This is a genomic window from Marinomonas sp. PE14-40, assembly GCF_051623805.1.
Taxonomy (GTDB): domain Bacteria; phylum Pseudomonadota; class Gammaproteobacteria; order Pseudomonadales; family Marinomonadaceae; genus Marinomonas.
Genome location: NZ_CP130700.1, coordinates 1,917,586 through 1,932,330 on the forward strand (window position 1 = coordinate 1,917,586; position 14,745 = coordinate 1,932,330).

Here is a 14,745-nt window from a genome sequence, read left to right on the forward strand (position 1 = left end):
CCTAACAGCATATAAATAATCAGACTCACCTCAATTAAAAGATGTAAAAGGTAATAGGATGCTTGTACTCCTGATTGAAGACAACCGCCAACTCGCCAGTAATATCATTGAATATTTAGCCTTCGATGATATTGAGTGTGACTATGCTGAAAGAGGTGATCAAGGACTGGCACTTGCCCAAGAAACACCCTTCGATATTATTTTACTAGACTTAAACCTGCCTAGGTTAAACGGCTTAACCATTGCTAAAACCTTACGTGATGAAGGTAATAACACACCGATTTTAATGCTAACAGCAAGAGATAGTTTAGATAATAAACTTGAGGGATTTGCTCAAGGCGCCGATGATTATCTCGTCAAACCTTTTGCCTTACCCGAACTAGTCGCCAGAATAAAAGCCTTAGTGAATCGCAGTTTACCTCAGCACAATACGCTTAAGATTGACGACCTCGTGCTCAACCTACACACCAGAGAAGCAACAAGACAAAACAAAACACTCAATTTAAACCCTGTCGCTTGGGAGTTACTGGTTGCCTTAGCTAAAGCAAGCCCAGCACCATTGAGTAGAGAGACTTTAGAAGAGGTTGTTTGGCAAGGAAAGCCGCCTAATTCAGATGCGTTGAAGTCACATCTATATCAATTAAGAAAGCTTGTTAACAAACCTTTTAGTCAGCCGATTCTACACACCCTACGCGGTGTTGGTGTGGCATTACGCCATCAAGCAGGAGAAGAGTAATGATGCTTAATTCTCCCATAAAGAATACAACCAAACGCACTCTTACTCGACAAAGCCTGCGTTTCTTCATACAAGAAAAACTACTTGTATTAACCCTTGCCGTCATCCTTTGTACATCAGGCTTAATTTATTATATCTACAATCAAGGATTAGATATTTCTGCCCGTATGAGCTTAACCAAAATTGGTTATCACTATGCTCAATTAGATAAGGTTGATGCCCTCACACAAACCCAATATGTAATGGGCGAGTTTAGTGTTTATATTGGTAAGCAAAACTTGCCTTCATGGTTAACAGAGTCTCTTAGTTCGAAACAAGTTGAGAACTATGAACTAGTCAAGCTACGTATTAAGCACGATAAAGACAATTCACATTCCAATCAGGTAAAACTAGGTAATCAAAACTCAGCTAAACCTAACTTCATCTTACTCACAGCAATCCCAGGTAAAAGTGACAGACAGATTTTTATTGCTTATTTATTTAGTAAAGACATCAAAATAGAAGAAGTACCCACACCCAACATTTTTGAAACTGTCACCTTAGCCACGCTAACAGTACTCACTCTTCTCATCATCTTAGTGCTTTGGATCGCCTATCGTTTCCACCAAAAAGTGCTTACACCTATGGAATCATTGGCTCAAATAGCCACAGACCTAGATTGCTATCAATCACTTGATGACCATCCCTTACTTAAGAACCAATCAGAAATTGGACACATCGCAAAAGTGTTAAATCAAAGTATTAAACGTATAAAGCAAACCCAAGAAAGGGAAAAGACCTTCCTACAAAATGCCAGCCATGAGCTGCGTACACCAATTGCTGTCATTAGCAGCGCGTTAGACTTAATTGATCGTCGCCAAGAAACAGGGTCGAATGACGTTAAGGACCCTCTCATACACATACGCCAATCCAGCAATAACATGAAAGGTTTGACTGAATCACTGCTTTGGCTCTCCCAAGCCGACAAAGAAGAGAACAACCAAGGTGAGCCTAAAAAACAAAAACTGAGCACTCATGAACTAGCAACACTTGTGTCTGAAGTGAAGCATCAACTTAGCTATCTAATCGAAGGTCGTGAGCTCAACATCCAACTCAATATCATTGATGAAGGCGTCATATATATCGAGAAAAACTTGCTACTGATTGTTATTTCTAACCTCATCAGAAACGCCTTCGAGCACTCTTTTGAAGGCTGCATCATCATTAATGTTTCGAGCAAGTTTATCTCAGTTCAGGATTCAGGCTGTGGCATCAAGGATACAGAGCACCTAATGCAAAGAGGCAAATCTAACAGAGAGAGCTTTGGACTAGGGCTGGATATTGTCACTCAGATAGCACAACAGAAGGGCTGGCACTTCACCTTAAAAAACACCGTAGAAAACAATTTAGAAACAGGCTGCACAGCCACGCTTAAGTGGCATGAGCATCCACAATAATTCACATCAAGCACGATAGGTAAGAAATAAAATGAAAGATACCCAAGCAAAATTCAGTAAGATCACCGTTAGTCTACATTGGTTAGTTGCGATTCTCTTTATTGGACTCATGGCAATAGGCCTTTACATGACAGAGTTTAAAGAGTTCTCTTTATTCCCTATTCATAAATCTTTCGGCGTTATATTACTGCTTATCGCACTGCTTCGTGTTATCTGGCGTTACATGAATGGTTGGCCAAAACCTGCGGGGAAATACACCTCAGTTGAACACCTACTGGCAAAAATTATGCATTGGACGCTAATCATTGGCATGCTGCTAATGCCAATCTCAGGCATAATAATGACATTATCAGAAGGAAGAGGTTTATACGTTTTTGGTCTAGAACTCGTCGCAAGCTTCCCTGACCCTGAGAATGCCCGCAGAATGCTAGTCCAAAATGAGTTTTTAGCAGGCGTAGGTGAAAGCATCCATGGCATCGGCGCTAATGTGATGATTTTTGCGATTGGCTTACACCTTGTTGGCGCGCTTAAACATCACATCATAGATAAAGATGGCACCTTACGCCGCATGCTAGGCCAAAGCATTTAATTCACCTTTTTCTCTACCATTACCTCTCTTCTTGCGCTAACAAAGCCTGCCAAGAAGAGATGATAATGTCGTAGTCCATTAAGCAGGTATTTACCCATTCTTCATCAAAGCCATGATCCGTAATAAGGTATTGGTAAGCCTGCTCATCACTGGCATATAAATGACAAAGGCCCATATAAAACCTTTGGATTGGCAAACTATGAGAGTCAGATAACATAACAGAGGCAAAAGGTTCTGGATCTAAACTTTCAAGATAAAATAAGTCTGCCCCATCTTTTAATAGTTGAGGGCCATCTTCCATCATGGTAATCAAAACATAAGATGCAAAAGAATCTGCGGCATCTTCCTCACGACCCAGTACAGGCAAATTTAAATAATCCACCAATACATGGGCATACTCGTGGAACAAGGTATGCACAACTCCAGAGATAACAAAACTTTGCTGGGCAGCTAGATCGGCATTGGGGTTAGCCGCAATAAATCTTTGCGCAATTTCATCGGCGAAATAATAGGAGAAATAAATCGTACTGGTTTCAGGGTCATAATAAGGATCTTCCTCACCGCCTATACGCAGCAAAATGTCATCTTCTAATTGCCAGTTGTTATTAATCAGATCGATACTGGTTTTCAACACTTCTGAGGATTCAAGCAATTGCTTTATCGCTTGATTTTCAGGCTCTGGTGCTAACCATTTAAGATTTAAATTTGCCTGTGCAGCAAGAGAGAAAGCGCCAAACAAAACAATAATAAAGAATCTCACATGTTCACCTATTTAAAATTATTAATTAGCTTTAGCTTAACGATAAACACAGAATTAAACACATTAAAATTTGGTAATAAAAAAGGCTAATAATGAATTTATTAGCCTTAATAAGTAACAGATTGAGAGTTGTGAAATAGAAACTTAAGCCGACGGCATACTAAGCCCACAGCCCCCTAAAATAGTTTGGCTTATAGTATCGCCAATGCGGGTCATATCACTCTCAGCGTAATGCTCTTGATCCAACAAGGTAAGTATCTGAGATTCAAAATCAGCATAGTGTTGTGTTGTCGCCCAAATCATAAAAATCAAACTAGTGGGGTCAACCGCTTTCATCTTGCCTTTAGCTATCCAAGATTCAATCAGATTGATCCTATCTTGCAACCAAGGTCGCAACTCTTCTCTTAGATATTCACTAATGTGCGCAGCCCCTTGAATCACTTCCATCGCAAAAATACGAGAGCTGCGAGGTTTAGCAATACTCTGCGCTAACTTGGTACGAATAAAGTTATCGAGCACTACGGCAGGGTCATCATCAATTGTGGCTTTATCGAATACATCATTCCAACTACTGGCAATTTGATTCAGTACCACTTTATATAGATTCTCTTTAGAGACAAAGTAATAAACAATATTTGCTTTAGGCAGCCCAGCCCTTTTAGCGATATTTTGTAGGCTAGCCCCCTTATATCCATACAGGCCAAATTCATGCTCAGCAGCGTGTAAAATGCGCGAGCTAACTTCTTCTCTATTAATTTTACGCTTACTCATTAAATTTTATACTCCTACACTTTACACTCAAGCAGTAACTCATAGGCTTGGCTAAAAGCTTGTTATTCTTCATTTCTTATTATTTTGTGATATGAGTGAGTTCATCAACAAGTGATCCAGGATTAATTTCATAAGCTCGCCCAAAACCTTTCACAAAACGGCCATCCACTGGTGTTAAGCGGAACAAAACAAAATCCCCCAACTGGCTCAATAAATCTATCCTATCGCCCAATTTATCTTTTAATAGGGCAATACCTTGAGGCCAAAATTCATCATCACGATCCACTGCTTCGACTTGTACTTGGTAGCTTAATCGCGTTCTAGCAAATACATCTTGGCTTAAGCTCTCATCTTCTATCATTAAAACACCCGCTTTTGGTGTCGTTAATAAATGTTGAGTGTGTGCAGCAAGCTGGCTAATAAAAATAAGCAGTTCGTTGTCATGGATAGCAAAAGGGGCATAAGAAGCGTGGGGAAAACCTGCTTCATTTGAGGTCGATAACATTAAACTTTTCTGGGTTGTTAAAAATGCATCAATCTCTTCAATGAGCTGATTTTGCAATCTTTTATTTTTCATCGAGTTTTTAGTTTCCCTTTGAGTTAAAAGCTGTCCGATAAGACATGTTTAGCCCTGTAAGCTTCGATGCTAACACAGTTTTTCGTTAATTTTTTGTTTCTAATAAGAAATTATCATGCTTTTCAAACAAAAAAGCCTGATCAGTTATGATCAGGCTCAGCAAATAAAATCATCAATTTTCTTAGGCTATTTTTTCTCTAGGCCTAAAACTTTATCGAATGAGAATCTACCTGGACCACTGACTAAAATAGCCGCGCCAACAGCAACCCACCATGAAGCAGGGTTAACCCAATGAGACCACTCAGGGAATACAGCCAATTGAATAAAAGCTGTCATACCGATTAATGCTAATGCAGAAAAGCGTGAGAACAATCCAACAAATAGCAACAGAGGTAATATAATTTCCATTACGCCAGCCATTAAAGCCGCATTTTCAATTAAGCTAACGGTTAATGAACCTTCTTGATATTCAAGTGTTTGTGGATCACACAATAACAAAGCACCTGGTCTAATCTCTTCAGGACAAAAGAACTCGTACAAGAACAAATCATAGTTATCAGGGTTAGGCACAAAAAAGCCATTCCACTTAGCTAAGCCAGAAGAGAAAAACACATTTGCAAGCTGAAACCTCAAGCCTAATAAAACAATGTCTTTTAACCAAGTTTCTACAAAGCCAATTGCTGAAATGTACAATGCTTTGATTTTTCCAATCATTCTTTAAACCTCTAATTTTAAAAGAGATGCATTTAGTAAATCTGCAAACAAAGCAGAAATATCTAAATCAGCACCCTGTTGAGCTGCACTTTCTAAGGCATCACCTATTGAAGCAGATGCTAAAAACGCGTGATAAAAATGCGCTTCAGCAGATGTAAGTAATTTGGCCTGAACCTCTCCTTCATACTGCCAAAAAAGAATATTTTGCTCCTCTCGATGAGCAGCATCTATTCCTTCGCCATGGAACTTAAGTCTTTGCCATTTGGAAAAAGCAGCAAACTCAGTATTTACCAAGGACACGGACTCGATCAGATTAAAAGGTATCAGAGATAAATCATCGCCTTGTTCTAGCATAGACTGCACTTGAGCTAAGCTAACAATTTGTGTGTTTTTCTTATTTAGGGTACTAATCCAAGTCTGATCTAATAAAGCAAGATCATATAAAGCCCGCCAAGGAATAGAAATCGGTGGTTCTTGCCCTTCAAGTTGCAGCAGAAATACTGGAAAGCTGGGTATTTTCTCTAATTCAGCATGAGTTGAACTCGACGCCATGCCATAAGCAACCAAAGTAGCTTGGCTAGGTGGATAAAGATTAATATAAGCGGTCGCAATTTGATTAAAATCGGTTTCATCTAAAATAAAGGTTAAGCTGGTAAAATTTGCTTTTAGGGCACTTAAACAAGCTTTATAAAAGCCATTACGATAAATACTTAAGAAAACAGCACTTTGCTCACTCGTTAAAAAGTCACTTAAACGGCTATTATCACCACTTCGCATAAAATGACTGAAGGCTTGAATATAATCCTCATGATCACTCAAAATTCACCTCATTAAGCCTAGAAGTCGCAGCTAAATTAGTTAATGGTGTAATCGAGTCAAGGCAGGATTGAGCCTGATTTCTTTCTGTCATCAGCTCATTAAAGGTAGGTATATTGTCATCTCGCTCTAGCAATACAGGCTTAGGGCCAAAGCGTGAAAGCACCTGTTCTAATAATTGCCAAACACCTTCAGCAACGGGCGAACCATGACTATCTATCAGTAAGCGCTCCGGAAAGTTTTCATCTATCGCAAAACCTGCGATATGTATCTCTCCAATACGTTCGCCCTCTAAGCCATCCAGATAGGCATTTACATCCATCCCTGTATTTTTGCTGCTTAAATAGAGATTATTCACATCTAATAACAAGCCTGACCCAGTTCGTTTCATAGCTTCCATTAGAAAGTCTGCTTCATCCATATCAGCAACAAAATCTAAATAATTAGTAGGGTTTTCAATTAAAATACTTCGACCTATCGCCTCTTGATATTTTTCTATCCCTTCACACAAACTAGCGAGAGCGCTTTGCGTTCTAGGCAGAGGTAATAAATCAGCAAAGTAGGCATTTTGACTACTAGACCAAGTCGCATGTTCAGACACTAAAAAAGGATCAAACTTTTTTACAAGCTGTGCAACTTGCTTAAGATGAGGTTCAGTTAATAAGGAAGGATTACCTAAGGAAGCCCCTACCCCATGTAAACTGAGTGGATATAATTCTCTGATTTTTTGCAGATACGCCAGCCTAGGCCCACCTTCTACAAAATAGTTTTCAGTATGCACTTCAAACCAAAGCGATTTGTCAGCAGAATCATGAGAAGCTAAGGCAATGGCCTCATCATAGTGCTGGGGTTTCAAATTGATCCCAGCACCAGAGAAGTCCATCTTTCTTTGAGTCAAAAGATGAGAGTCATGCATAAAAGACTAGCTTTCCTGCACTAAGCTTTTATTTCACTTTTAGAGGCAGTGCCATTAGGTGTCATAATAAATTCACAGCTGCCTTTAGGAGCATAAGTCCACGCGTTACCTTGGAAGTCAGTTGTAGATGTACCTGCACAACTTGTTCCTGCACCTGCTTTACAATCATTTTCACCAGCAAGGGCAATACCATAACAACGATCTTTACGACCTTTTAGACGATCACCTGCAACCCAAGAATCAAACTTCTCTTTCACACTTGAAGTCGCTTCAGCAGAAATAGTAAGTTGATCATTTGGCTTTGCTTCAACAGCACTTGTCATAACAGCTAAAGCGGCACCAGCAAGAAGGGCTTTATTCAATGTATTTTTCATAATGGCTATCTCTTTTGTCAGTTTATTGTCAGTAATTGATACGTATCTAGTAAAGATAGACAGAGATATCCTGACTTGGTTCCAGCTTGTTGCAAAAAAAATTTATTTTTTTAACTCACTGATTTGATAAAGGATAATGATAGTCATAGAAATGGCGTTTAGGAATTAACCTGCTAAAAAAATTAGCAGGTTAATTTTTTAGGCGGTAAGCGCTTCAGCAAGCTCATTGGCTTTAATGAGTTTGCCTTCGTCTTCAATATTTGGGAACACGGCAATATCAATGTTATCGGCTTCTAAGCTAGGCAACCAATTTGTTTTAAATTCAGTTAATGGAACAGAAACAGGTTCACAGTCATCCCAATCATCAACCGCCCATTGTGCGGCAAAATCAGCATCAGGCCAGACCATGACACAGTCCCCTTCATCCGTTTCAACCATGACGAACCCTTCTTCATTACTCAAGCTCCACACCTGCTCAAATGTTTTAACCTGCTTAACAAAATACGCCATACGCTCATCATCAGCAGAGGCTAACAAATGCACTCTTTGCTCAACACTTAATTCTTCAGACATACTTCACTCTCAATTTAAGTTAATTTGATCATCCTATGATCAGGAAATTCATCGTCAACTTTTAAACTAACAAAGCGGCTTGCTCTTGGCTTAATTCTTGAAACTCTCCAAGTGGTAAGGCTGCTGGCAATACAAGCGACCCAATTTGACTTCTATGTAGCGCTTCTACTTTATTACCAACAGCAGCCAACATACGTTTCACTTGATGGTATTTACCTTCACTGATTGTCAGGCTAATTTGTTTATCAGAATGAATAACCACTTTGGCTGGTTTTGTTAAATCTATTTCACCATTTAACAACACACCTTGCTCTAAGGCACTCACTGCATCTTGCTCTATCTTATCTGCCAAATCGACCAAATACGTTTTTGGACAATCATGTTTAGGCGAAGTGATTTTATGCAGCCACTGGCCATCTGTAGTCAAAAGCAATAAACCGGTTGTATCTTTATCAAGACGACCGACTACTTTCAGCTCTTTCTTAATCTCGTTTGGTAATAAATCTAGCACCACCGAGTGCTCATCATCTTGTAGCGCACACACCACACCTTCTGGTTTATGCATCATATAATATCTGTTTTGCTGAAAAGATAATGACTTCTTATCCAATATCACATCACAGTTATCTGTCACGCTAGTATTGGCTTTTAATTTGCTTTCACCGTTAACAAGAACACGACCTCTAGCAATGGCTATTTTGGCTTCTTTTCTTGATAAATTAGCAGCATGGGCTAGGTAATAATCTAAACGCAAGTTAGTTACTCTTAAATAAATCGTTTAATGACTTGGCTAATAGAGCCAAACCTTTTGAAGAACCTCTTTTACATACAGCAAGGACATCATCCACTACTTGTTCCAACCAGCCCACTTGTAACACCTTCTATAGAAGAGCGCCGCTTTAGGCATAATTAGATATGCAAGATACGTTATTTTATCAAAGAGGCAAGCTGATAAATACCTAAGAAAATTCTAAGTAATCATTATCAAAGAGAATAGTGAAACAATTAACCTTAAATGTCCTTTAAGACCCCAAGTAAGACAACAAAACGAAAGAAAAACAAAGAACAAAAGAGAACGTAGTAAAGAGGAAATAGTTGATTAAGCCCACCAAAAGGTTTGATGGGCAATAGCGTCTTAAGCTTTATCTAAAGAAAGCTAAGGATACAGCGCTTTAAAAGCCACTATAACGGCCAGGCTTATGATTAACAGCCAAGATTAAGTTTAGTGCAACAGCACCCAATACAGATAATAGAATGGCCTCTAGATCGACAACAAAAATAGCCATAAACACAATGATACAGTCCACTATCATCTGGAACTTACCAATTGAGTAACCACGGGTTTGAGCTAAATAGCGCGCTAAGATATTCAAACCACCTAGACTCGCATTGTGGCGGAACAGCATAAGGAAGCCAGCCCCCATCAAGAAGCCACCAACAAGACTCGCATAAATAGGGTTTAAGCCTTCAAAACTAATAAACATTGGAGTGATATCTGCGAAGAAAGAAACCAGTAATACGCTGGCAAATGTTTTTAAGGTGAATTCCCAACCTATCTGAGTAATAGCAAGGTAATAGAAAGGTAAGTTAATCACGAAAAACACTTCACCAAAGCTAAATGGGAAAGCATATTGAGCAAGAAAAGCCAAGCCAGCAGTACCGCCAGATAGTAAACTTGCAGAGGTATAAAGGTTGACACCTAAAGCGGCAAGAATAGTACCTATGATGATAGCTTGAGCATCTTCAATTCTGGTGTGTTTAAAAGGGGTTGCTGTCATTGTGGTCATTTCATGTCTCCTACTCACTGAAAACCTGAACTTTGCTCAGGCAAGCGAATTTTAGTGAATTCATGTAATTTCACAATCTTTTAAACATTGGTTTTTTTTGCAAAAACAAAACAAGTGTATAATAATCTGTACACTTTTTCGTACTAATATATGACATAAAGGCTTAGTATTACTAAGCCAAACAAAACGTATTTTTTCCCTCAGCTTTTGCCTGATACATAGCTTGATCTGCTGCTTTAAATAAAGAGGCGATTGAGTCTTGCTCCCCTTTAAAGCACGCCACCCCTACACTCACAGAGGTATGTATTGGTTTTGCTAAATCCCCTTTAAAAGTACTACTTGAGTAACGTTTCACCAAATGATCAATGAGGTTAATAAAGTCCATATCTCTGGTGCCATAACTTAATAGGACAAACTCTTCCCCACCCCATCTGGCCAATATCATGTCACCTTCAATATAGCTTTGAACAAAGTCAGTAAAGTGCTGCAGTAAAGCATCACCAACTAGATGCCCATACTGATCATTCACTCGCTTAAAGTCATCGATATCTAGCACGGCAATTTGGAACAAAGCAGGCAGACCATCTCTCTGAGATTGCTGTGCTTGTATGAGGTATTCATGAAAGAACTCATAACCCTTCTTACGGTTAAATACCTTTGTAAGCGCATCATGCTGAGAATGCCACAAGAGGTTTTGAGTGGTAGACTCAGATTCAGTAATATCTATCACAGCCCCTAAAATACGAGTTGGGTTACCGTCTTCGTCACGTTCTACTGTCGCTCCACGCCCCTGAACCCAGATATATTCGCCACCTTTTTGTTTTAAACGATACTTGAGCTTAAACCTCTCTGTTTTCCCTCTGACGTGATTATCGATTGTTTGAAAGGCTGTTTTTTTGTCCTGAGGATGAATAACGTTTAACCACTGCTCTAACACTGAACAGCTAACTTCATTTTGATTAATCCGCATAAGATGGAAGCAATGTGGGCTCAAGTAAAGGGTGTTTTCAACTAAGTCCCAATCCCAATAGCCATCTTGTGCTTCACGAAGAGTGAAAGTACGTAACACCTTATCTTCTAATACTTTCTCTTCGTAAATATGACGTGCGGATACATCTCGCACTGTCATTAAGATAGATTCGACGCCTTGAAAGCGAATCCAATTCGCTCTGATCTCAACAGACAGTTCAGAACGATCATCACGTAAAAAACAGGTGTAATGGGCATGAGCATTATCAATTTGAATTTGACTCACATACGCCTGCCATTGATTAAAATCGCTAAGCTCTTTATCAATTTCAAACAGCGTATTTTCTTGCAAGTTCGAAGCACAAGATTGAAGGTACTGACACGCTAAAGGTGAAGCATATAAACACTGAGCATCCTCTGCTTTTATGATTAATATGGCTTCATTCACATAAGCAGACAAGGCTTGTATAAGCTGATTATCTGGATTAATTTCTAACATAAAGAGGTTATCCCTAAACCTTAACAGGGCATTTTTTACCATTAGCTCAAGGGAAAGTAAAAAGTTTATTTTACCATTAGGGAAAAGTAAAAATGGTCAGGGAATACCTAGAAGCTAAATATAAAGACTTAAATATGGGTTCTTATCGCTTTTTAAGATCCATAAAAACGAGTCTATGATCAGACGCTTGCTTCACACTTTTAGCCATGGGACTCGTGCTTTCAGGCCAAAAAACACCTTGTTTTTGTACAGAGAAATGTCTATCAATTGTTCTTGGATAAAGCACATAATCTGCATTCAATCGCCAACTCGCCGTATGCCACTTAGCCCAGGGAAGATTAGGTGAATGCTCTACCGCCCCATCACTTGTTGGCAGCTGTGTTTGCTTAATCTCTAAAGCATCTAACAAGTACTGTAAACTCTGTGACATAGCATCACCTTCTTTTAGACTGGCATTTAAATCACCCAGCACTAAGAACTCAGCGCCTTCTGCTAGTCCACCAGCAACACCTGCGTCATCCAACATATAAGATTCACCTTGCACATAATCTTTCCAAAAGCGTATCTCATCATGATTCCGGCATGCATTGCGTCTCTCATCACCATCAAATACGGGGGGAGTTGGGTGTGAGCAAAGTAGATGTAAAACGTCTTCTTCAAGTTGAACAGACAGGTCCCAATGGGATTTTGACGACAGAGGTAACTTGGCTAAATCACCTTGATCAAACCAATCCCCACCACCTTGCCTCTCACTTTTCTGTGGCAATTTTGCATTTGGCATTTGTGCCCATAAAAAATGCTGAAAGCTTCTAAAAGTTTCCGTCAAAATAGGATACTGAGATAAGACTAACATGCCATATTGGCCAGGAAAGGCACCAAAACCCAAAGCATCAGCACCTTTGTCGGAGGCAACGCCGTCTTTGTCGAAGTCACGCCCTGAAGGTAGACCCGTGTTTACGGGGGCAGAAAAACGTTCGGGGTAATAAATGGGCGGCGCTAACAGAGCCTGTGGTAAGTCTGGGTTTTCTAAATAATGTTCACAAAACGCAGCAAGAGAGTCGCCACTTTCGTCATAATCAAACTCATTAAGTAATAGTATATCTGGCCTCACATGGCGGATGACTAATGCAACCGCCACAGCCTGCTTATCCCATGTATGGGAGTTAAGCTTATCAAAGCAGGTTAACACCTGCTTAAGTGCCCCTGCATAAGGGCGATTTAAAGCAGCATTATAGGTCGCTACTCGAACTACCACTCAATACCCACTTGCGCTTTAACACCCGCTTTAAAAGCATGCTTTTCATCAGCAATTTTACTATGGGTATCGACACTGTCTAATAAAGCCCTAGGTGCGGTACGGCCAGTCATCATCACATTCTGGTGAGCGGGACGATTAGCCAAAGCTTCAACTAAATCATTAACCTCAAGATAGCCATACTTATACATATAAGTAATTTCATCTAGCAATACAAAGTGAATAGAAGGGTCAGATAGTTTTTCACGCGCTAACTGCCAAGCTTGCTCCGCCGCTTTTTGCTCTAATTCTGGATCACGGGTTTCCCAGGTAAAACCATGTCCCATCACACTAAAAGACACTTGCGGATGCTCAGAGAAAAAAAGCTGTTCGCCCGTCTCTTTACGGCCTTTAATAAATTGAATTACTGCGGCTTTGTGACCATGACCAAGCGCTCTTGCCATAGTCCCAAAGGCACTGGAGCTTTTACCTTTACCATTACCTGTTAATAAAATCGTCACGCCACGCTCTTCAGTCGCAGCCGCGATACGACCATCAACCACTGCTTTTTTCTTTAATAAACGCGCTTCTCTTTTATCTGCATCTTCTTGCTGAATTGCCATCTTGTCTGTCCTAGTCGATTGTTTTTTTATACAGCAGCCATTTCGGGTAATAAAGCCCTTTATGAATCGCCAATATTCTAAGTATAAAAATAAAGGCCGCGCTGTAAATCGCATTAAATTCATGTCCAGGTGCAATTTTTGACAGTGCAACCACCATAGCGGCGCCTAAAAATGCGGGTGTTGCATAAAATTCTCGTCCTAAAACCAAAGGTGGTCGATGTGAAATAACATCTCGGATGATGCCACCAGCTACCCCAGTAATGACGCCCATGACGATCGCAATCGTATCAGGGAATTGGTACAACAACACTCTCTCAGTCGCCACTACAGTAAAAAGTGCCAAACCAAAAGCATCGGCATAATTGAATAAGGTTTCACGGTTAGCGATGTAACGAATACTAAAAAAAGCAAAGCAGGATGAACCTACTGCTACCCAAAGATAAGAGGTATCTTTCACCCAGTAAACAGTCTCCATGGATAAAATAACATCACGAATCGTACCGCCACCTAAAGAGGCAACCATACCCAATAGAATAATACTAAAGAGATCCATATCCCGCTTACCAGAGGAAATAACCCCAGTAATCGCAAACGCTGCGATGCCGAACATGCCTAAATAATACAACATAAGAAATATCCTAAAATCGAAAGCAAGACAATGGCTAATTAAGCCAATCCCCTGCACCTAAACGGTTGAGCTGTACAAAATCACCGGAGAGGTACAACTCAGTGACACTCATCATACCGGGGTTAATAAGATGACTTTGCGCCAAAGGCCAGCCACATAATTGACTCACTAAGACTTTAATGACGCCCGAGTGCGCGACTAAAATTACATTATCAGGCATCTCTTGGGCATGCTGAAGCGCTTGATACTTTTGCTGCCACCAACCCATCACCCTTTGTCTCACTTGATCTAACGACTCACCCTTATAAGGCGCACTATGAACGATGTCTTGAGACCAAGCATCTATCTCTTCTCTGTCTATTTGATGCCACAAACGCCCTTCCCATAAACCAAAATCGAGCTCTTTTAAAGCATCTACACTATGAGATTCAGGATCTAAAAAGTCAGCTAGTTTGGCCGCTCTTTGCAATGGGCTGTGAAAACTCACACTCGTCCCTTTTATTCGAGAAAACAACCAGCTTGCAAGCAACTCTGCGTCTTCCTCCCATGCTGGCGCAAGATCAAGATCCATCGCCCCATAACATAGGCCTTTTTCAATATCAGGTTGAGGGTGTCGTATTAAAAAGAGTTTCACAATGGCCTCGCATTAATCAAGCAGGAATACAAAAAGATCGGTAAACACAATTAAGGAAGCAGCGATTAAATCACCTCTTCTCAGTCGGGAGGACTTATTCGCTGGCGCC

At 40.1% G+C, this 14,745-nt stretch carries 18 protein-coding genes; 3 read left to right on the forward strand and 15 right to left on the reverse strand.

Annotated features, from left to right (window positions below):
* The first annotated feature begins 58 nt into the window (after positions 1-58).
* Genes Q0A08_RS08775 through Q0A08_RS08785 form a run of 3 tightly spaced genes read left to right on the forward strand, consistent with a single transcriptional unit; the run spans position 59 to position 2,761 of the window.
* A complete protein-coding gene (locus tag Q0A08_RS08775) occupies positions 59-736 on the forward strand; it encodes a response regulator transcription factor (protein ID WP_438466384.1) in 678 nt (225 codons plus the stop codon).
* Positions 736-2,172, forward strand: coding sequence for a sensor histidine kinase (locus Q0A08_RS08780; protein WP_438466386.1), 1,437 nt, complete (start codon positions 736-738; stop codon positions 2,170-2,172). Before Q0A08_RS08775 ends, Q0A08_RS08780 begins: the two co-directional genes overlap by 1 nt.
* 31 nt (positions 2,173-2,203) lie before the next feature.
* The gene (locus Q0A08_RS08785; protein WP_438466388.1) at positions 2,204-2,761 is read left to right on the forward strand and encodes a cytochrome b; all 558 of its coding nucleotides are present in this window, start codon (positions 2,204-2,206) and stop codon (positions 2,759-2,761) included.
* 19 nt (positions 2,762-2,780) lie between these two features.
* On the opposite strand, the gene Q0A08_RS08790 is transcribed toward Q0A08_RS08785, so the two are convergent.
* The 15 genes from Q0A08_RS08790 to Q0A08_RS08860 all read right to left on the reverse strand — a co-directional run bounded on the left by Q0A08_RS08790 (position 2,781) and on the right by Q0A08_RS08860 (position 14,636).
* The gene (locus Q0A08_RS08790; protein ID WP_438466390.1) at positions 2,781-3,521 is read right to left on the reverse strand and encodes a DUF4344 domain-containing metallopeptidase; all 741 of its coding nucleotides are present in this window, start codon (positions 3,519-3,521) and stop codon (positions 2,781-2,783) included.
* 144 nt (positions 3,522-3,665) lie between these two features.
* On the reverse strand, positions 3,666-4,292 hold the full coding sequence (locus tag Q0A08_RS08795; protein WP_438466392.1) for a TetR/AcrR family transcriptional regulator: 627 nt from the start codon (positions 4,290-4,292) through the stop codon (positions 3,666-3,668).
* Positions 4,293-4,371: 79 nt separating this feature from the next.
* Positions 4,372-4,869, reverse strand: a complete 498-nt coding sequence (locus Q0A08_RS08800; protein ID WP_438466393.1) for a HugZ family protein — start codon at positions 4,867-4,869, stop codon at positions 4,372-4,374.
* Between the two features lie 186 nt (positions 4,870-5,055).
* Positions 5,056-5,583 carry a DoxX family protein gene (locus Q0A08_RS08805; RefSeq protein WP_438466395.1) on the reverse strand — a complete coding sequence of 176 codons (528 nt, stop codon included), beginning with the start codon at positions 5,581-5,583 and terminating at the stop codon, positions 5,056-5,058.
* Between the two features lie 3 nt (positions 5,584-5,586).
* The gene (locus Q0A08_RS08810) at positions 5,587-6,402 is read right to left on the reverse strand and encodes an HvfC/BufC family peptide modification chaperone (RefSeq protein WP_438466397.1); all 816 of its coding nucleotides are present in this window, start codon (positions 6,400-6,402) and stop codon (positions 5,587-5,589) included.
* Entirely contained in the window at positions 6,395-7,315 is a 921-nt protein-coding gene (gene bufB / locus Q0A08_RS08815) for an MNIO family bufferin maturase (RefSeq protein WP_438466398.1), read from the reverse strand. The genes Q0A08_RS08810 and bufB overlap by 8 nt, the downstream gene beginning before the upstream one ends.
* Positions 7,316-7,335: 20 nt before the next feature.
* Positions 7,336-7,689: a BufA1 family periplasmic bufferin-type metallophore gene (locus Q0A08_RS08820; RefSeq protein ID WP_438466400.1), complete on the reverse strand. Its 354-nt coding sequence runs from the start codon at positions 7,687-7,689 to the stop codon at positions 7,336-7,338.
* 198 nt (positions 7,690-7,887) lie between these two features.
* On the reverse strand, positions 7,888-8,262 hold the full coding sequence (locus Q0A08_RS08825; protein WP_438466402.1) for a DUF2750 domain-containing protein: 375 nt from the start codon (positions 8,260-8,262) through the stop codon (positions 7,888-7,890).
* A gap of 61 nt (positions 8,263-8,323) precedes the next feature.
* Positions 8,324-9,016: a pseudouridine synthase gene (locus Q0A08_RS08830; protein ID WP_438466404.1), complete on the reverse strand. Its 693-nt coding sequence runs from the start codon at positions 9,014-9,016 to the stop codon at positions 8,324-8,326.
* Positions 9,017-9,434: 418 nt separating this feature from the next.
* Entirely contained in the window at positions 9,435-10,049 is a 615-nt protein-coding gene (locus tag Q0A08_RS08835; protein WP_438466405.1) for a YitT family protein, read from the reverse strand.
* 172 nt (positions 10,050-10,221) lie between these two features.
* On the reverse strand, positions 10,222-11,517 hold the full coding sequence (locus Q0A08_RS08840; protein WP_438466407.1) for a diguanylate cyclase: 1,296 nt from the start codon (positions 11,515-11,517) through the stop codon (positions 10,222-10,224).
* Between the two features lie 142 nt (positions 11,518-11,659).
* Complete coding sequence (locus Q0A08_RS08845; protein ID WP_438466409.1) at positions 11,660-12,772, reverse strand: endonuclease/exonuclease/phosphatase family protein; 1,113 nt, start codon at positions 12,770-12,772, stop codon at positions 11,660-11,662.
* Positions 12,766-13,374: a cob(I)yrinic acid a,c-diamide adenosyltransferase gene (cobO, locus tag Q0A08_RS08850; RefSeq protein ID WP_438466411.1), complete on the reverse strand. Its 609-nt coding sequence runs from the start codon at positions 13,372-13,374 to the stop codon at positions 12,766-12,768. Before cobO ends, Q0A08_RS08845 begins: the two co-directional genes overlap by 7 nt.
* A 10-nt stretch (positions 13,375-13,384) precedes the next feature.
* Positions 13,385-14,002 carry a trimeric intracellular cation channel family protein gene (locus tag Q0A08_RS08855; protein ID WP_036179914.1) on the reverse strand — a complete coding sequence of 206 codons (618 nt, stop codon included), beginning with the start codon at positions 14,000-14,002 and terminating at the stop codon, positions 13,385-13,387.
* Between the two features lie 34 nt (positions 14,003-14,036).
* Positions 14,037-14,636, reverse strand: coding sequence for a histidine phosphatase family protein (locus tag Q0A08_RS08860; protein WP_438466413.1), 600 nt, complete (start codon positions 14,634-14,636; stop codon positions 14,037-14,039).
* Between the last annotated feature and the right edge of the window lie 109 nt (positions 14,637-14,745).